We start from the raw sequence: 18,282 nt of genomic DNA on the forward strand, positions 1-18,282 counted from the left end.
TATTTAAGTTTCCCCTTCAAACCGAGATCGATCAAGCGACGGATGGCCTCCGGTCGGGTTAGGTCCGCATCCTTTTGCTTCTCAATCCAAGCATCGATCGCCGCGGATTGCTCGGGCAGCACTCGCAGATGCACCGACTGAGCGCCGGTAGAAGGCCGGCCTCGAGATTTTCGCGTACGTGATATTGACTGCGCCATGATTATCGTGTACCAGAAAATCAAGCCGGAGGAAAGATTGCAGCTCTCCCCCGGCTCTAACCATCGAGCAAGAGGTAAGTCATGCCGAAGGCTGATTCCGACGATAGCACGACTCCGTCCGGAGATACTTCCCCTTCCAAGAAGAAGGTTGCCAGCTCACGCAAGACGCCTCCGAATGAACCCACCGGCGATCGGCCGGCCAATCAGAAGGAGACGAGTATGAGTAAATCAGCCAGCGCCCAACGCGTCCACGCCCTGCAGCCCCTGCAGCAGCCGACGACCCAACGCCGACCGGTCCGGACGGCCCGCTCCAGAGGCACCGTTCTCGATGACCCGATCATCCACGCGCTGAATGAATATCGAAACGTGATGAGCCGAGTAATCCAGGAACGGGGCGACGGCAGCAAAAGCCTGAAAGATCCCAGCGACGCAACGATCAACGACGACCTTGAGGCTCTTGAGAGGATCAAAAATACGGTACCTCGCACGCTCTACGGCGTGATGCACTTGGCTCAATTTATCCTCTGCACGATCCAGGACGAGGTCGGGATCGACGAATACCAAGCTGCTCTCCAAAACAATCTCATCCGCGCGATCGAGAAGATCAGCGGTCGTGCGGCACCCGAAGTGCCGCCCTATTTGTACTGAAATCGGAAGCAGCCGCCGGGCCAGACGGCACGGCGGCTTTTCCCGACCACCACACTTCCGATAACCCTCAATTATCAGAACGGACAACGCGATGAACACTGAGCTCATCGTGCAGACCACGAGTCTGCCTTCAGTGATGGAAGAGCTTCGCGAGCGCGCCGGCGAGTACGTGAAGAACGCGCACTCGAAAAATACCCAGCGCGCCTACAAGACCGACTGGGAACATTTTGATGCCTGGTGCTCGGCGCATTGTCGGGTGTCCTTTCCTGCAGATCTCTTTGAAACGATCGTGCCTTACCTGACCGCTTTCGCCGGCACCCTCAAGGTCTCGACCTTACTTCGACGCTTGACTGCCATCCGGGTGATCCATCGAGCCCGCGGATTCAAACTCGACACCTCCGACGAGCGGTTCCGCGTCTTCTGGCAAGGGCTGCGCAACAAGCATCATGTCCGGAAGACGAAGAAAGCGCCGCTGATGTCGCCCGATCTGCGAAGGGCGATGCAGGCCACGCCCAACACGCTGCAGGGGCACCGTGATCGCGCCCTGCTCTTGATAGGCTTCGCCGCCGTGCGGATTCCGATGATCTCGCCCGGGTGTACCGATTTGATCTCGCCCAGGATTCCGAGATGATCTCGCCCACCATTCCGATTTGATGTCGCCCGGGGCGCGAGGCGTTCTGGCTGTCTGGTTTCTGGCATCGGCGAAGCCGCGTGGTCAATCTTGAATCGCGGCTCGAAGGACTTGTTTTTTGCTGCTCCTGCTGTGGGCATGTGGGCAACGCCCTTCGCGTTGTCCAAGCGCAGCGGCATGTCCACAGGGCCACGGGCTCAGGCCTTTCGGCCGGGCTTACGGGTTCGCCGCAGGCTCTCGCCATTGAGATCGATCCGGTGGGCGTTATGGACCAGGCGGTCGAGAACGGCGTCGGCGTAGGTGGGGTCGCCGATCAGCGCGTGCCATTGATCGACGGGAAGCTGGCTGGTGACGATGGTGGAGCGGTGGCCGTAGCGGTCCTCGAGGATCTCCAGGAGGTCGTGGCGGGCCGCGGCGTCGAGCGGCTCGAGGCCCCAGTCGTCGAGGATGAGGAGATCGACGCGGCCGAGCGCGCGCAGCAGGCGGGGGTGGCGGCCGTCACCGCGCGCCAAGGCCAGATCGCTGAACAGTCGCGGGACGCGCTGATAGAGCACGGAGCGATTGTCGCGGCAGGCCTTGTTGCCGAGCGCTGAGGCGAGCCAGCTTTTGCCGACGCCGGAGGGCCCGCAGATCAGCAGGTTGGCGTGGTCATCGATCCAGCGGCCTTCGACCAGCATCGTCAGCAGGCTGCGGTCGAGGCCGCGTGGAGTGCGGTAGTCGATGTCTTCGACGCAGGCCTCCTGGCGCAGCTTGGCGTATTGCAGCCGCTTCGACAGCCGCTTGTCGCGTCGCAATGACGCTTCGCGTTCGAGCAGGAGCGCGAGCCATTCGGCGTGGCCGAGGCTTGCGGCGTCGCCGCCGGCTTCGATGTCGGCGAAGGCCTTGGCCATGCCGTGAAGGCCGAGCGCGTGGAGCTGATCGAGGGTCGGATGGGTAAGCAAGATGAGATCTCCTAATTGTAGTAGCGCGGCCCGCGGATGTTGGGATGAAGGATCGGCGCGTCGTCCGCGGAGCGCTTGGGTGAAGGACGCCGATCGAGATTGTTGGCGAGGATCGATTTGACCGAGCCGTAGGTGCGCGCGCCGATATCGATCGCCCGCATGGCGGCGGCATCGAGCCGCTCGTGCCCGTAGGATCGGGCGAGCCGGATGATGCCGAGACAGGCGCGGAAGCCCTGTTCCGGATGCGCGCGCTCGTCGAGGATCAGGTCGCACAGCGCCGCGGTCGCCGGCCCGATCGAGGCTGCGTCCTTGCGGATGCGCTCGATGGTCCAGCCGGCGTAGCGCCGATGACTGGATGCCATGTGCTCCGGCACGGTCGTGTGCTTGTGGTTGCCGCTCATGCGCTGATGCGCGGCGATCCGCTCACCCTTGTGGAATATCTCGACGGTGCGGGCCGTGAAGCGCACCTCGACCTCGGCGCGGACGAAGCGATGCGGAACGCTGTAATAATGCGCCTCGATCTCGACGTGATAATCGATGCTGACCCGGCAGATCCGCCACTCAGCGAACACGTAAGGGCTCTCCGGCAAGGCCTGGAGTGCCGGCCGGTCGATCTCCTCCAGCAGCTTGCGGCGAGTGACGCCGAGCCGCCGGATCGGCCGCTCCTCGTTGAGCCGGGTCATTAACTCGGCGATCGCCGCGTTGACCTCGGCGAGGCTGTGGAAGATCCGGTGGCGCAGCCGTCCGAGCAGCCAGCGCTCGACCATGAGGACCGCCTGCTCGACCTTGGCCTTGTCCCGTGGCCGTCGCGGCCTCGCCGGCAGAATGGCGGTGCCGTAATGCGCCGCCATATCGGCGTAGCTGCGGTTGATCTGCGGATCGTAGAGGCAGGCCTTGATCACCGCGACCTTGGTGTTGTCCGGCACCAGCAGTGCCGGCACGCCGCCGATCGCCTCGAAGGCGCCGACGTGCCCGCTGATCCAGTCGGCGAGGCCCTGCGTCCAGGTCGCCTGCGCGTAGGTGAAGCTCGATGCGCCGAGCACTGCGACGAAGATCTGCGCGGTGCGCCGTTCGCCGGTGAACCGGTCGATCACCACCGGCACGCCGTCGCCGGCATAGTCGACGAACAGCTTGTCGCCGGCCGCATGCGACTGGCGCATCGTCACCGACAGCCGGCCTTCCCAGGCCCGGTAGAGCTCGCAGAACCGCGAATAGCGATACCCGCCGGGTTCGCCCGCGATGTACTCCTCCCACACAATCGACAGCGTCACGTGCTTGCGCTTGAGCTCGCGATGCACCGCCGCCCAGTCCGGCTCGGCCTGCCGCCGATGGCCCCGCCGGGTGCCCGGACCGGCTCCGGCGCTGGCGAACAGCCGGGCCTCCAGCACCGTGTCGGTGACGTCGTCTGGCAACGGCCAGGTCAGCCCCGCCGCCTCGAACCGGCGGATCGTCAACCGCACCGTCGAAGGCGCCGTCCCCAACCGCCGCGCAATCTCGCGGGTCGGCATCCCAGCCGACTTCAATCTGATCACTTCGCGCACGTGGCGCATCGCAAGCCTCTCCGTCGGCATCCAGGTCCCCCTTCGCAAAGCCGAAAGGCGGGACCGTATCGGAGCCAGAAGAGGCCTCGTCACCCCGGGCGACATCATCCCGGAATGGTGGGCGAGATCATCTCGGAATGGTGGGCGACATCAAATCGGAACGGTGGGCGAGATCATTCCGGAAAGGTGGGCGACATCGAGCGGAATCAGCACCGCCGGTCTCCGCCGGTCTGAGCTCGCCGGCCTTTGGACTGCGGAGAATCCAGACGCGCCTGGGTGGATCGAGGAAACTGCCGACGGCCTCATTGTGCAACTGGCCAGCTCGAAAACGAACCAGGCGGGCGAGGAAGAAGCGATCGGCATCCCGTTCGGAAGGGATGAGGCCGTTTGCCCTGTTCGTGCCTACAGGGCTTGGCTCTCGGTCTCAGGCATCACGGCCGGACCAATTTTCCGCCCCATCAGTCGACACGGCAAAATGGGAGCGTGTGCGATCACCGGGGCAGGTATCGCCTTGGTTGTGAAGCGGGTCATAGGGAAGACGGCTCTGGCCGAAGGCCTCGCGGCCGAAAAAGCCAGCGCGCTGGCGAAAACCTTTTCCGGCCACTCGCTCCGTTCCGGATTGGCAACTTCGGCTGCCAAGAACGGCGCCCCCGGTCACGCGATTCAGCGCCAATTGCGGCACAAGTCTTTCACGACCACCCTCGAATACATCCGGATCGGCTCGCTCTTTGAGGGCAACGCAGCAAGCTTCGCGCTGGTTTAGCGCGCGGCGTCGCGGTGCGGAGCACCGAAAAATGTCGTACGAATTCGGCCACGACAAACGCATTTTTGAGATCGTTCGGTCCTCTCGTAACAAGGCGATCGCAGTTGTTCGCGGTTGCAAAGTGCAATCAATGTGATGCCCACCAAGTCAGGGCGCTACGCGAACGGGTTAAAGGTGCTCCCGTGTCAGATAAGCGCTGTCTCACCAAACAAGAAGCTGCCGATTACTGTGGTTGCCACACATTGGCTGCGTTCGACAGTTGGCTCCAGAAGGGCATTGTCCCCAAGGCTATCCCCGGCACCAACAGATGGGACCGGAAAGCCCTGGATGCGGCTCTGGACCGCGCATCAGGCCTTGTGACAGACTCCGTTGCCGATCTGACCCCGTACCAGCGCTGGAAGGCCGAGAATGCGCGGAAGACCCAGGCCGCCTAACAAACCGCTGAAGCTAAAGGGCGTCCATCGCGTCAAGAAGCGGCAGAAGGACGGATCGATCAAGATCCACCTCTATCACCGCGCCACTGACCTGCCCCTTGACGAAGCCCGGCTCGCCGAGAGCTATGCCGAGGCCGAGAAGAAAATGCGCACCAGGGGCGACGACACGCTAGTGCAGCTGATCAGGCATTTCGACCAGTCCGCCTATTTCGACAGCCTCAGTGAGGAACACAGGCGGCAGTACATCTGGAAGCTGAAGCGGATCGAGCTGCGCTGGGGCACCTGCCCCGTCGCCACGTTCAACGACGCCGACGATGCTCTGGAGTTTCGCAAGGACGCCCTCGCCTGGCACAATGAGCTCGGCAAGGTCTCGCCGCGATCGGCCGACAACCTGGTTGCGGCGCTTGCGCGCGTGCTGTCCTACGCAAAGGAAAAGGCGGTCATCAAGTTCAATCCGCTCGACACCTTCGCGCGGCTCTACAAGAGCAACCGATCGGAGCTCACCTGGCCGGAGGAGTTGCAGCAGCAATTCATCAGTGCGGCACGGCCGGCCATGGCAACGGCGATGATCATGGTCCGCAACACCGCGATGCGCGCCAGCGACGTCCGCAAGTTCCCCTGGACGCGTTATGACGGAAGCCGCGTGCAGATCCGCTCGACCAAGACCGGCAAGCTGCTCTGGATCCCCGCCACGCGCGAGCTAAAAGCGCATCTGGACAAGCTCAAGGAAACCAAGGCCGGCGCGCTGGTGATGCTGACGCCGACCGGCAAGGCCTATGCGAAGCGCTATTTCAACGAGCACTGGCGCGAGGACTGCGACAAGATCGATGCCATCAATGCCAAGGCGATCGCTGCCGATGCCGATTTCGTCAAAACCGCCGACCTCAACTTCCACGACAACCGCGGGACAGCCGCGACGCTGCTTGCCGAGGCTGGCGCGACCGCGCCGGAGATCGCCGAGGCACTGACCTGGACTGTCGACAAAGCGCAGAAGGTAATCGACCTCTATCTCGCGCGGCGCGGCGTACTGGCAGCCAATGCCATCGCGAAGCTCGAAGAGTACCGAGACAAGATGGACGGCATTGAACGGGCGACCTTCCCGTTATCTAAGGCTCGACCAACCGAGTAACTTGCACCGGCGCTGGCAATACAATTTCCCATCGCGGCTTTGCTGATCCGGCGCCCGACCAATATTTCTCAGCGTTGTAGTAGCTCGCAATGCCCTGGACGCCGAGGGTGAGCCAGACTTGGTCGGCTACAAAGCCATCGCCATCAAGCTCGTAGATGTGTTGCTGGGGACCTTTGAAAGCCCGCGCCTGCTCAATAGTCTGCCAAGCGAAGTACGAGATGAACCGCGAAGGACGCTTTGGAAAATGGGCTAGTCGATAGTTCTCAAAGACCAGCTCTATCATCCATTCGTGAGCCGAATACGCAAAGCCGTCCGATCCCAGAATCGCGTCCTTCCGCAAAAACAAATACTGCCACCCGTGCCGCGACAAACCTTGGGGAAAAAGGGATCGCTGCAGATCCGTTAGATCTTGTGCCGCCCATCGCCCTGGCTGTTCGACGATCGCCGATTGACTAGGATCGTCAGGTAGAAGGTCGAGTGCTCCTCCAACGATGTAGACGCCGCGCCGATCGACCGAAAAGCCGCGCATCATTGCCCCTTCAAAAGAACGGATCTCGAACAAAATTGTAAACCGTCTGTAAACGGGCGGTACGCTGTAAACCAGACGCCCCAAAACGGCATTGAAAGTATTTGAAAAAATGGTCGGAGCGAGAGGATTTGAACCTCCGACCCCTAGTCTCCCAGACTAGTGCGCTAACCGGGCTGCGCCACGCTCCGAACGTCGTTCCATTAGCTAGGATCGCCGCTTTGCGCAAGGCGAGCCACACCATTTTGGTGTCTTGGCCCAAAGCCCTGGGAACAGAGTACAAAGGCGACGAGAAGGCCCTTACCCGTCCTTCAGCGCCTGATCGAGCATTTCCCGGCAGGCGACGAGGTCGGCAAGGACCCGTCCGAGTCGCTCCCGGTCCATCGCGCTGGGGCCGGCGGGCGCGGCGGCGGTGCCGCCCTTGCGGAAGGTGGTGAGGATGTCCTCGTCGTCGACCTCGGTGAAGCGGAAGTCGATGCCCTCCTCTTCGTCGCCCTGGTAGTCGTCCTCGTCGGCATCCGTGACGCCCTTGATGGGTGCCTCGTCGTCCGGCTCTATCAGGCTGGCGCCGATGGCGTCCTCGATCGCCCCGAAGGAGACCGCGGCCGAGCCGTCGGCCAGGCCCTGCACCGATTTGACGCCGTGCTCTTTCAGGATCCGCTGCACCCCGCGGATGGTGTAGCCCTCCCCGTAGAGGAGACGGCGGATGCCCTTGAGCAGATCGACGTCGTCGGGGCGGTAGTAGCGGCGGCCGCCGCTGCGCTTCATCGGCTTGATCTGGGAGAATCGCGTCTCCCAGAATCGCAGCACGTGCTGCGGAATGTCGAGTTCCTGCGCTACTTCGCTGATGGTTCGGAACGCATCCGGCGCCTTGTCCAAGTGCCAAATCCTTCGCGCAGGCGATTACGCCTCGGGTTGAGCCTTGCTGGCATCGCCATTGGTGCGATGCTGGGAATTGATCCGCTGCTTCAGGATCGCCGACGGCTTGAACACCATCACCCGGCGCGGCGAGATCGGCACTTCGGTGCCGGTCTTCGGGTTGCGACCGATGCGCTGACCCTTCTTCCGGACCATGAAGGAGCCGAACGAGGACAATTTCACCGTCTCGCCCTTCTCAAGGCAGTCGGTGATCTCCTTCAGCACGAGTTCCACGAATGCGGACGATTCCGTGCGCGACAGCCCCACCTTCTGGTAGACGGCCTCGCAGAGATCAACACGCGTTACGGTTTTACTTTGATCGGTCATCGCCCTGCCCCACATCACGGCGAACAATTGTTGTCTGAAATTATGAGCTTACGTTACGGCGGTCAACAGCGCTCATCAATGCAGACGCATCGATAATCGCGGCCAATTCCGGCAAAATTTTATCGAATGTGGCTTTACCAGCGCACCAGCGCGGAGCCCCAGGTGAAGCCGCCGCCCATCGCCTCCAGCAGGACCATGTCGCCGCGCTTGATGCGGCCGTCCTTGCGCGCGACCGACAGCGCCAGCGGAATCGAGGCGGCGGAGGTGTTGCCGTGACGGTCCACCGTCAGCACCACCTTCTCCGGCGCGATATGGAGCTTGTGGGCGGAGGCGTCGATGATTCGCTTGTTGGCCTGGTGCGGCACGAACCAGTCGATGCTGTCGGCATTGAGCCCGGTCGCCTCGAAGGCGTCGACGATCACGTCGGTGATCATGCCGACCGCATGCTTGAAGACCTCGCGGCCCTCCATGCGCAGATGGCCGACCGTCTGGGTCGAGGACGGCCCGCCGTCGACGAACAGCTTTGCCTTGTGGCGGCCATCGGAGCGCAGATGCGTGGTCACCACGCCGCGGTCGGTGGCGGCCTTGCCCGGCTGCTCCTGCGCGTCCAGCACGACCGCACCGGCGCCGTCGCCGAACAGCACGCAGGTGCCGCGGTCGTTCCAGTCGAGGATGCGCGAGAAGGTCTCGGCGCCGATCACCAGCGCGCGCTTGAAGGCGCCAGAGCGCAGGAAATTATCGGCGGTCGCCAGCGCGAACACGAAGCCCGAGCACACCGCCTGGAGGTCGAAAGCCGCACCGTGATTGATGCCGAGCCCGTGCTGCACGGCAACCGCGGTCGCAGGAAACGTGTTGTCCGGCGTCGAGGTCGCGAGCACGATCAGGTCGATCGACTGTGCGTCCACGCCGGCGTCGGCGAGCGCGGCCTGCGCCGCCTTGATCGCAAGATGCGAGGTGAACTCGCCGTCGGCCGCAATGTGCCGCTCGCGAATGCCGGTCCGCTGCACGATCCACTCGTCGGAGGTGTCGATGCGCGCCGCCAATTGAGCATTGGTCACCACCTGCTCCGGCAGATAGGAGCCGCAGCCCAGCACGACCGAACGAATCTTGGTCACGAAACATCCTCCGGCGCGACTGACGCAGAACTGAGCGCACCCCCATCGCGGTTGAGCATCTGATTGATCTTGTTCAGAAGATCGAATTTGGCCATCTCATAACCAACATCGATCGCATAGGCAAAGCCTTCGGCGTTAATTCCGCCATGGCTCTTGACCACGACCCCTTTCAATCCAAGAAACATCCCGCCATTGGACTTGTTGGGATCCATCTTGTTGCGCAGGGCCTGGAAGGCGCCGCGGGCGAAGAGATAGCCCAGCTTGGACATCCAGGTCCGCTGCATCTCGTCGCGGAGCAGTTCCGCCATCTGGCGCGCAGTTCCCTCGGCCGCCTTGAGCGCAATGTTGCCGCTGAACCCCTCGGTCACGATCACGTCGGCCAGCCCCTTGCCGATGCCGTCACCCTCGACGAAGCCGATATAATCGAGCCCCGGCAGGTTCATCGCGCGCAGGATTTCGCCCGCCTCGCGGATTTCCTCGTGACCCTTGATCTCTTCGGTCCCGATGTTGAGCAGGCCGACCGTAGGGCGGGGCTTGCTGAACAAGACGCTGGCCATCGCCGCGCCCATGACCGCGAGCGAGACCACATGATGCGCATCCCCCCCGATGGTGGCGCCAAGATCGAGCACCACGGACTCGCCGCGCATCGTCGGCCATATCCCCGCGATTGCCGGCCGATCAATGCCCGGCAGCGTGCGCAGATGGAAGCGCGCCATCGCCATCAGCGCGCCGGTATTGCCGGCGGAGATCGCGACATCCGCCTCGCCCTTCTTCACCGCGTCGATCGCAAGCCACATCGAGGACGTCTTGCGGCCGCGCCGCAGCGCCTGGCTCGGCTTGTCCTCCATGCTGACGGCAACGTCGGTATGGATGATGCGGGACGCGGCCTTGAGCCTGGGGTGGCGGTCGAGCTCGGGCTCGATTCGGGCGCAATCCCCGACCAGCAGAAACTCGGTCTCAGGATGCCTGCCAAGCGAGATGGCCGCGCCCGGAATGACGACAGGGGCGCCGACGTCGCCCCCCATGGCGTCAAGCGCGATACGAACCTTGCTTGGCATCAAAATCCCGGAAACCTGGTCTGGCGCGGTCGTCCGCTAGCGGGACCGCGAAATGGGTTCGCCATGGACATGGCGACCGGCCGAGCGCCACGCCGCGCCCGAACCGGGCGGACAATAGCGTTTTGTTATCCCGAAACAACCTCTTGCCCCCAGCCTTTTGGATCAAGGGCGATCCGCCGGCGGATGCTCGAATTCACAAGAATTTCTGATGAATCAGATAGTTGAGGCGTCTTTTCAAACCAGCCCCGCAAACACCTCACACCCCGTAGCAAAGCGGTGTTACGGGAATGCCCAGCTATTTGCCTTTCTTCTTGCCCTGCTTGTTGTCCTGCAGCGCCTTGAGCGCCGCGAACGGATGGTCCTCGGGATCGAGTGCGGTGACCTCCGCCTCGAACACGACCCCCGGCTTGCGGGGATACGGGTCGATCGCCAGGAACAGCGCGTCGGTCGCGATCCGGCCGAGGTCGATGATTCCGTTGACGATGGCCTCCGGCGGATCGGCGACCTCCGGGGGCTCCTTCTCGTCCCCCCCCTCTTCGATCAGGTCGGCCAGCCGCCGCGCCTCGGCCTCGGGGGCAAAGGTCAGGTCGATATCCTCGTCGATCTCGCTTTCGATCGGATCGAGCGTGACAACGCAGGTCTGGCCGACTCGGGCCCGCACATGGCCCGTGACCTGGATCCGGCCGCCGCTCTTCGGCACGATTTCGAGGTCAGCATGGGCCGACAGGACCTCACGCACGCCCGCGAGATCGGCCATCGCCTGTCGCTCCGCAGCCGAGGCGTCGAGCTCACGGTGCAGGCCAGTATCAGGAATATGCGCCACCATCACGGGCACGCGCCAAGGGTCGGGTCCGGTCGTCGGTCGGTTCATGACGTCTCATCCTCCGCAAGCGGCGCGGGAAACCTAAAGGATCCGAGCAACAGCGCGGAATCGTCGATCTGGCCGAGACCCGCATTCGCGGCCACCGCGTAAGCGGCCAGCCGCCGCGCGTGGTCCATCCCAACGCCATTCAAGATATTCTTGCAGATCGCCTGCGCCAGCGCCTCGGCGTCCGTGTCGATCGCCTGGTCGTAAGCCTGGACGCGGCCGTAAAAGGCCTCGCCGAAGGCCCGCATCCGCTTCGGGACGGTCTGATCGCCGATGCCCATCTCGCGCAGATTATCGTCCATGTCCTCGCAGAATCGGTCGAACAGGGCCTGCGACAGCTCCACCCCACCCTGGGCGACAGTCCGCAGCCGCCGCAGCAACAGCCAGAGGTGCAGCAGCAACAGGTCGAAACGGCCATTAACCGTATCAGGCACGCCCAAGTCCCGGTAAAATATGGGTTCTCGCGCCTGCGTCACGATCATGCCATAGATGGCCTCAATGGTGCCGGCCGGGGCTAGCCGGGGTTTCCTGAAGTGATTGAACGGCCAAAGCATTGTGGTTTCCGCAAGCGGGCGCGCGCGAGTTGCATTCAGAGCCTCCGCCCGGTACTTCAGCGCCTCGCGCGACGCAAGGGGACGGAATCAGTTCCACTATGACGATATCGAACCAGACCAGCCGGCGCGCAGACAAGCGGCGCGGCCTTTATGCACGCTGGCGCGGCTTGCGCATGCTCGCGGCCGTGGCTCTGGTCGGTGGCGCCCTTGCGGGATGCACCGGCGAGCAATTCCAGAAGGGCTACATCCTGCCGCCCGGCGCGCTCGAGCAGATTCCGATCGGCGCGAGCCAGGACCAGGTGCTGATCGTGATGGGCACGCCGTCCACGGTCGCGACGCTGGACGGTGAAGTGTTTTACTACATCTCGCAGCGCTCGGAGCGCATGGTCGCCTTCATGAACCAGAAGGTGGTCGACCAGCGCGTCATCGCCGTCTATTTCGACAAGAACCGGCGCGTGCGCCGGCTTGCGAATTATGGCCTCCAGGACGGCAAGATCTTCGACTCCATCAGCCGGACCACGCCGACGTCGGGTCAGGAGATGAGCTACCTCGCTCCGCTGTTCAAGCTGCTCAGCTTTAACTGAGCCTTCAGCCTGCGGCGTCGTGCCGCCGTTGGTGCGGCGCTTGCGGCCGCGTGCGACTTGCCGTTGCACGCCGGGTTCCATACGCTCTCTGCAAAACAAGAAGCAGGGAGTGGATTCGTGCCCAACAAAGTTCTGTCGCGTCGTCGCGTGCTCGCCGGTACCGCTGGTCTTGCGGCCGCAGCCATCCTGCCGCGATCGAGCCTTGCCGACTGGAAGCCGACCGAGAACATCCGAATCATCGTGCCGGCTGCGGCCGGCGGCTCGACCGACGTGATGGGGCGGTTGCTCGCAGCCCATCTCCAGTCCGCCTGGGGCCAGACCGCGGTCGTGGAGAATCGTTCGGGCGGCGGCGGCACGATCGGGACGGCCGAAGTCGTTCGCTCCAAGGCCGACGGCCACACCATCCTGATCGGCAATCCCGGGCCGAACGCGATCGCCTACAGCATCTTCAAGAACCTCAGCTACAAGCCGGACCAGCTCCAGCCGGTCTCCAACATGATCCGGATTCCGAACATCGTGTCGGCGCATCCGAAGACCGGCATCAAGTCGGTCGCCGAGCTGATTGGCTTTCTCAAGGCCAATCCGGACAAGCTCAGCTACGCCTCCTCCGGCGTCGGCCAGAGCCCTCACCTCACCGGCGCCTGGTTCCTCCAGCTCACCGGGCTGAAGATGACGCACATCCCGTTCCGTGGCGCCGGGCCGGCGCTTCAGGCCGCGCTTGCCGGCGACATCCAGATCCTGTTCGACAATCTCTATCCGAGCCTGCCGCAGGTTCAGAACGGCACGCTCAACGGCCTCTGTGTCACGACGACCGAGCGGAGTGATCTCGCACTGAGCCTGCCGACCATGCGCGAGAGCGCGCCGGAGCTTGCGAATTTCGATGTGTCGTCATGGTTCTCGGTGTTTCTGCCGAAGGGCGTCCCTGCGCCCGTGGTTGAAGCGCTCAATCTCCAGGTCAAGGCGATGCTCGAGCGCGACGACATGAAGAAGCAGATCACCGCCATGGGCGCCCGCGCCGACTACGGCACGCCGCAGCAATTCTCCGACTTCGTGGACGCCGAGACGAAGAAATTCGCCGGCATCATCCAGAAGGAAGGCCTGCAGATGGACGTGCAGTAGGCGCCGCCCCCTCCCTGCTGGGCCACGCCTTCGGCAAAAAGTGAAAAACAACCCCATGCACAGTAGAACCACAGTTGCTCGCCGGCACGAGGTCCGCTCGATCAAGCTATTGCCGCGTCGAACAAATTAGCGGCAAAGGGGCAAGGAGCGCGGCAACTACGGCAAGGGTGGTCTTCGCAAGACAACGACGGACAACGCCAATTGGGCCAACGCGCAGGATGACAGTGCACTAAATTCATCCGTCCTTCTCCGCAGACGGCTTGGGCCCGCGCTTGGCTGGCTTGAGGACGCGGCCGGTCTGGCGTTCGATGCGGGCGAGAAAGCGGTTATCTCCGAGCGGGCGGCCGATGCTCTCCGCTGAACGCAACGCCCCGAACAGATCGGCTTCCGGTTCGGTCGCCAGGAAATCGGCGAACTCCGGAAAACGCTCGCGGATCGGCGCCAGGGCGGTGACGCCGTCATCCTTGCCGCGCAAATGCGCGCGCGTGCTCGACCATCGCCAGTCCTGCGCCCGCTTGACCAGCCTCGCGCGCACCGGATTGAGCGACACGTGGCGCAGCGCCGCCGCAAGATGGTCTTCGTCCATCGCGACGGCGCCGAACCGGCCTTGCCAGAAATGGCCGGTGCGCTTGCGCCGCGCCTGGATGACGCCGGCATAGGAACGATGCACGCGCGCGAGCGCGCGTCGCAGCCCATCGGTATCGGATGGCACCAGGATGAGATGCACATGGTTCGGCATCAGGCACCAGGCCCACACCTCGACCCCGGCCGCCCGGCAATTCGTCGCCAGCAGATCCCGATAAAGGGCGTAGTCGTCGTCGCCGAAAAACGTCCGCGCCCGGCCATTGCCGCGCTGGGTGACATGGTGCGGATGACCGGGAATGACGACGCGGGCGAGACGGGCCATGACCAAGCATGCCCCAAAATGCGGGCCGGGTCAATTGAGTGCACTGTCACCGTAATGGCGCACATTTTCTCGGAGGCCGGTCTACGTAAGCTTCGGCGGTCCGCCGCGACAAGTTGCTTGGTGCCAATTAGGTGGCCCCACAGGCGGCCTCGACTTCCGCGTAAGCTCGGTAATCGACTTGTAGCCAATGAAGTGAAGCTAGATCCGGGAGCACTGTTCGCGCCAATAAATCCCGATTTGTGCATTCGCCTTCTCTTCGAGCTGCGGCAGGCAAGTCACTCCATCCACCCAGCTTTTTCCGGTGCCAAAGATCAGCTTCCACTGAGATGCGGTCGCATACGCGCGCGAGATTGCCTTTCTACTGACATCCATCGTTCGGGCCTTCAGCGGATTCCTCCACCTGGTGTACCCTTCGGTTGACTTCTACGCGGCGGCCAAACTCCATGCTGCAGATCATGCTCGGCAAAGACCAAAAACCCCGCGGCTCGCGCCGCGGGGTTTTGTCTTGTGTCGTTCGTGCCGCTCAGTGCGCCAGGACCGCCAGCAGCAAGAGCGCCACGATGTTGGTGATCTTGATCATCGGGTTCACCGCGGGACCCGCCGTGTCCTTGTAGGGATCGCCGACGGTGTCGCCGGTCACGGCGGCCTTGTGGGCATCAGAGCCCTTGCCGCCGAAATGACCGTCCTCGATGTACTTCTTGGCGTTGTCCCAGGCGCCGCCGCCCGAGGTCATCGAGATCGCGACGAACAGGCCCGTCACGATCACACCAAGCAGCATGGCGCCGACCGCCGAGAACGCCGCCGACTTGCCTGCCGCGCCGCCGCCAGCGATGGCGTAGATCAGGAAGTAGACGACGATCGGCGACAGCACCGGGAGCAGCGAGGGGATGATCATCTCCTTGATCGCCGCCTTGGTGAGCAGGTCGACCGCCTTGCCGTAGTCCGGCTTGTCGGTGCCCTGCATGATGCCCGGCTTCTCGCGGAACTGGCGACGCACCTCCTCGACGATCGCGCTGGCCGCGCGGCCGACTGCGGTCATGCCCATCGCACCGAACAGGTATGGCAGCAGGCCGCCGAACAGCAGGCCCACCACGACGTAGGGGTTGTTCAGCGAGAAATCCGGATTGACGCCGGCGAAGTAGGTATGGTGGGCGGAGTCTGCAACGAAGAACTTGAGGTCCTGGTTGTAGGCCGCGAACAGCACCAGGGCACCGAGACCGGCGGAGCCGATCGCGTAGCCCTTGGTCACTGCTTTGGTGGTGTTGCCGACCGCGTCGAGCGCATCGGTCGACTTGCGCACCTCCTTCGGCAGGCCCGCCATTTCGGCGATGCCACCGGCGTTGTCGGTCACCGGTCCGAAGGCGTCGAGGGCGACGACCATGCCGGCCAGCGCCAGCATGGTGGCGGTCGCGATCGCGATGCCGAACAGGCCGGCCAGGCTGTAGGTGATCAGGATGCCGGCGATGATCACGATCGCGGGCAACGCGGTCGCTTCCATCGAGACGGCGAGGCCCTGGATCACGTTGGTGCCGTGACCGGTCACCGACGCCTGGGCGATCGACTTCACCGGGCGATAGTCGGTGCCGGTATAGTACTCGGTGATCCAGATGATCAGCGCGGTGACGACGAGGCCGACCACGCCGCACTCGAACAGCGCCATGCCGGTGTAGTCGACACCGTCGAGCTTGCCGAAGCCGATCAGGTAGTAGATCACGCCGGCGATGCCGATCAGCGACAGGACGCCGGTTGCGATCAGGCCCTTGTAGAGCGCGCCCATGATCGACTGGCTCGGCCCCAGCTTCACGAAGAAGGTGCCGATGATCGAGGTGATGATGCAGATGCCGCCGATGGCGAGCGGCAGCGTCATCATGTCGGAGAGGATCGGCGTCTTGGCGAAGAAGATCGCCGCGAGCACCATGGTGGCGACCGCGGTCACCGCATAGGTTTCGAACAAATCGGCGGCCATGCCGGCGCAGTCGCCGACATTGTCACCGACGTTGTCGGCGATCGTGGCCGGGTTGCGCGGATCGTCCTCCGGGATGCCTGCCTCGACCTTGCCGACGAGATCGCCGCCGACATCCGCACCCTTGGTGAAGATGCCACCGCCGAGACGGGCGAAGATCGAGATCAGCGAGGCGCCGAAGCCGAGCGCCACCAGGGCGTCGACCACGGTGCGGCTGTCGGGCGCGAGCTTCAGCGAGTGGACCAGGAAGCCGAAATAGAGGGTCACGCCGAGCAGCGCGAGACCCGCCACCAGCATGCCGGTGATCGCGCCCGCCTTGAAGGCGAGCTCGAGGCCGCCGGCGAGCGACGTCGTCGCGGCCTGGGCGGTGCGCACGTTGGCGCGGACCGAGACGTTCATGCCGATGAAACCGGCCGCCCCCGACAGGACGGCGCCGATCAAGAAGCCGATCGCGACATAAAGCCCAAGGAAATAGGCAAGCAGCACGAAGATGACGATGCCGACGATGCCGATCGTGGTGTACTGGCGCCGGAGATAGGCTTGTGCGCCTTCACGCACAGCTCCCGCGATCTCCTGCATGCGCGGTGACCCCGCATCCGCACTCAACACCGAAGACGTCGCCCAAATCGCGTAGACGACGGAAAGCACTCCGCAGAGCACAATCAACCATAATGCTGTCATGTGATTTTTGCCTCAGATCCTTGATGTACGTACCCCCGGCGCCTTTTGTTTTTCCGTCAAGCGGTGTGGCGCCCTTATGTTGAACAGGGCCGCCCCTTGCACGAAGGTGTGGCCCTGGTCGGTCACAAGCTTGCCAAAATCAAATTGAGGGTGCAACGCCGGATGAGGCCGAAAAAGCCGATCTCAGCAAGTATTTAGACCTAATCCCGAGCGGCTGGCCGCCGGCTTGGCGCAATTGCTAGAAGTGGCTGTAGGACAGGCGCTTCAAGGTCAACTCCTGGCCCTGCCCATCCAGGAAGCGCGGCCGCTCGTGGCCCGCGACGATGGTGCCGATCGCCGTGACGGTCAGACCCACTGCCCGCCCCGCTTCCATCAGCGCATCGCTCTGTGCCGGCGGTACCGTGCACAGCACCTCGTAGTCGTCGCCCCCGGCAAGCAGCGTCTCAACGCAAATAGCCTTGCGGGCGACCAGGCCGGCCGCAGCGGGTGACAGGGGCACGCTCGCCACATTGAGCGTGGCGGAGACGCCGGACGCCGCGCAGAGTTTCGTCAGGTCGCCGGCGAGCCCGTCGGACACGTCCATCGCCGCAGTCGCGTGGTCGCGCACGGCCTGCGCCAGCACATTGCGCGGCTGCGGGATCCGATAGCGCGAGATCAGCGCTTCTCTTGCAGCTGGATCGGTCGTCAGCGCTGTGGCCGCCGCGCCGCCGGTGAGCACATCGAGGCCGAGCGCGGCATCGCCGATCGTCCCGGTCACCAGGATGCGATCACCTGGTTTTGCGCCGGTGCGGCCGACCATCCGCCCCTTCGGCACGCGGCCGAAGGCGGTGATCGAGATCATCTGGGGTCCCGGCGTCGACACCGTGTCGCCGCCGAGCAGCGGGCAGCCGAAGCTCCTGGCGTCCTCGCCGAGCGCATCGGCAAACGGCCCGAGCCAGGCATCCTCCTTGCTGCGCAGCGCCAGCGTCAGCACGAAGCCGGCGGGCGCAGCCCCCTTGGCGGCAAGATCAGACAGATTCACCCGCAGCGCTTTTCGCGCGACAGTGTCTGGCGGGTCGGTGGCAAGATAATGCACGCCCTCGACCACGGCATCGGTGGTGACGACGATGTCGTCGCCGGACGAGGACAGGATCGCGGCGTCATCGACCAGCCCGAACGCACCGGGATCAGTCGCCAGCGGCTTGAAATAGCGCGCGATGAGGGAATCTTCGGCGGAGGGGTTTTGCTGATTGGTCATCGGCGTCGGCCACACATACCGCTGTCATCGCCCGGCTTGACCGGGCGATCCAGTATTCCAGAGACGTTCGTATGAAATCGATAGGCCGCGGCGTACTGGATGCCCCGCCTTCGCGGGGCATGACACCAGAGTATGGGGCAG

Annotated in this window: 18 protein-coding genes and 1 tRNA gene; 6 read left to right on the top strand and 13 right to left on the bottom strand. The window is 63.7% G+C overall.

The window, feature by feature from the left end:
* The first annotated feature begins 278 nt into the window (after positions 1-278).
* Positions 279-845, top strand: coding sequence for a hypothetical protein (locus tag V1280_RS08880; RefSeq protein ID WP_334521867.1), 567 nt, complete (start codon positions 279-281; stop codon positions 843-845).
* A gap of 91 nt (positions 846-936) precedes the next feature.
* Complete coding sequence (locus V1280_RS08885) at positions 937-1,476, top strand: hypothetical protein (RefSeq protein WP_334521870.1); 540 nt, start codon at positions 937-939, stop codon at positions 1,474-1,476.
* 197 nt (positions 1,477-1,673) lie between these two features.
* Here V1280_RS08885 and istB read toward each other — a convergent pair whose 3' ends face one another.
* Both istB and istA read right to left on the bottom strand, forming a co-directional pair.
* Positions 1,674-2,417, bottom strand: coding sequence for an IS21-like element helper ATPase IstB (gene istB, locus V1280_RS08890; protein ID WP_334518610.1), 744 nt, complete (start codon positions 2,415-2,417; stop codon positions 1,674-1,676).
* An 11-nt stretch (positions 2,418-2,428) separates the two neighbouring features.
* Positions 2,429-3,967, bottom strand: a complete 1,539-nt coding sequence (gene istA, locus V1280_RS08895) for an IS21 family transposase (protein WP_334538124.1) — start codon at positions 3,965-3,967, stop codon at positions 2,429-2,431.
* A gap of 154 nt (positions 3,968-4,121) precedes the next feature.
* Here istA and V1280_RS08900 point away from each other — a divergent pair, with 154 nt between their 5' ends.
* Both V1280_RS08900 and V1280_RS08905 read left to right on the top strand, forming a co-directional pair.
* Positions 4,122-4,721: a site-specific integrase gene (locus V1280_RS08900; protein ID WP_334521872.1), complete on the top strand. Its 600-nt coding sequence runs from the start codon at positions 4,122-4,124 to the stop codon at positions 4,719-4,721.
* A gap of 408 nt (positions 4,722-5,129) precedes the next feature.
* Positions 5,130-6,284, top strand: a complete 1,155-nt coding sequence (locus V1280_RS08905; RefSeq protein WP_334521875.1) for an integrase — start codon at positions 5,130-5,132, stop codon at positions 6,282-6,284.
* On the opposite strand, the gene V1280_RS08910 is transcribed toward V1280_RS08905, so the two are convergent.
* From V1280_RS08910 to V1280_RS08945, 8 genes are all read right to left on the bottom strand, one after another.
* Positions 6,262-6,846 carry a hypothetical protein gene (locus V1280_RS08910; RefSeq protein WP_334521878.1) on the bottom strand — a complete coding sequence of 195 codons (585 nt, stop codon included), beginning with the start codon at positions 6,844-6,846 and terminating at the stop codon, positions 6,262-6,264. The genes V1280_RS08905 and V1280_RS08910 overlap by 23 nt on opposite strands.
* A 77-nt stretch (positions 6,847-6,923) precedes the next feature.
* Positions 6,924-7,001, bottom strand: a tRNA-Pro gene (locus V1280_RS08915).
* A 109-nt stretch (positions 7,002-7,110) separates the two neighbouring features.
* Positions 7,111-7,689, bottom strand: a complete 579-nt coding sequence (locus V1280_RS08920; RefSeq protein WP_334521881.1) for a MerR family transcriptional regulator — start codon at positions 7,687-7,689, stop codon at positions 7,111-7,113.
* 24 nt (positions 7,690-7,713) lie between these two features.
* A complete protein-coding gene (locus tag V1280_RS08925) occupies positions 7,714-8,055 on the bottom strand; it encodes an integration host factor subunit alpha (protein ID WP_027548240.1) in 342 nt (113 codons plus the stop codon).
* 134 nt (positions 8,056-8,189) lie between these two features.
* A complete protein-coding gene (locus tag V1280_RS08930) occupies positions 8,190-9,170 on the bottom strand; it encodes a beta-ketoacyl-ACP synthase III (RefSeq protein ID WP_334521885.1) in 981 nt (326 codons plus the stop codon).
* Positions 9,167-10,228 (bottom strand): phosphate acyltransferase PlsX, encoded by a 1,062-nt coding sequence (plsX, locus tag V1280_RS08935; protein WP_334521888.1) that lies wholly within the window; start codon positions 10,226-10,228, stop codon positions 9,167-9,169. The genes V1280_RS08930 and plsX overlap by 4 nt, the downstream gene beginning before the upstream one ends.
* A gap of 295 nt (positions 10,229-10,523) precedes the next feature.
* Entirely contained in the window at positions 10,524-11,099 is a 576-nt protein-coding gene (locus tag V1280_RS08940) for a YceD family protein (protein WP_334521891.1), read from the bottom strand.
* Positions 11,096-11,650, bottom strand: a complete 555-nt coding sequence (locus tag V1280_RS08945; RefSeq protein ID WP_334521894.1) for a ubiquinol-cytochrome C chaperone family protein — start codon at positions 11,648-11,650, stop codon at positions 11,096-11,098. Before V1280_RS08945 ends, V1280_RS08940 begins: the two co-directional genes overlap by 4 nt.
* A gap of 98 nt (positions 11,651-11,748) precedes the next feature.
* Here V1280_RS08945 and V1280_RS08950 point away from each other — a divergent pair, with 98 nt between their 5' ends.
* Together V1280_RS08950 and V1280_RS08955 are read left to right on the top strand one after the other, a co-directional pair.
* A complete protein-coding gene (locus V1280_RS08950; protein ID WP_334521897.1) occupies positions 11,749-12,234 on the top strand; it encodes an outer membrane protein assembly factor BamE in 486 nt (161 codons plus the stop codon).
* A 117-nt stretch (positions 12,235-12,351) separates the two neighbouring features.
* Positions 12,352-13,353: a Bug family tripartite tricarboxylate transporter substrate binding protein gene (locus tag V1280_RS08955; protein ID WP_334521900.1), complete on the top strand. Its 1,002-nt coding sequence runs from the start codon at positions 12,352-12,354 to the stop codon at positions 13,351-13,353.
* 235 nt (positions 13,354-13,588) lie between these two features.
* Here V1280_RS08955 and V1280_RS08960 read toward each other — a convergent pair whose 3' ends face one another.
* The 3 genes from V1280_RS08960 to thiL form a co-directional block, all read right to left on the bottom strand.
* Positions 13,589-14,260, bottom strand: a complete 672-nt coding sequence (locus V1280_RS08960; protein WP_334521903.1) for a transposase — start codon at positions 14,258-14,260, stop codon at positions 13,589-13,591.
* A 523-nt stretch (positions 14,261-14,783) separates the two neighbouring features.
* Positions 14,784-16,904, bottom strand: coding sequence for a sodium-translocating pyrophosphatase (locus V1280_RS08965; RefSeq protein ID WP_334521906.1), 2,121 nt, complete (start codon positions 16,902-16,904; stop codon positions 14,784-14,786).
* A gap of 238 nt (positions 16,905-17,142) precedes the next feature.
* On the bottom strand, positions 17,143-18,141 hold the full coding sequence (gene thiL / locus V1280_RS08970) for a thiamine-phosphate kinase (RefSeq protein ID WP_334521909.1): 999 nt from the start codon (positions 18,139-18,141) through the stop codon (positions 17,143-17,145).
* Positions 18,142-18,282 lie beyond the last annotated feature (141 nt).

The organism is Bradyrhizobium sp. AZCC 2230 (genome assembly GCF_036924495.1).
GTDB lineage: Bacteria > Pseudomonadota > Alphaproteobacteria > Rhizobiales > Xanthobacteraceae > Bradyrhizobium > Bradyrhizobium rifense.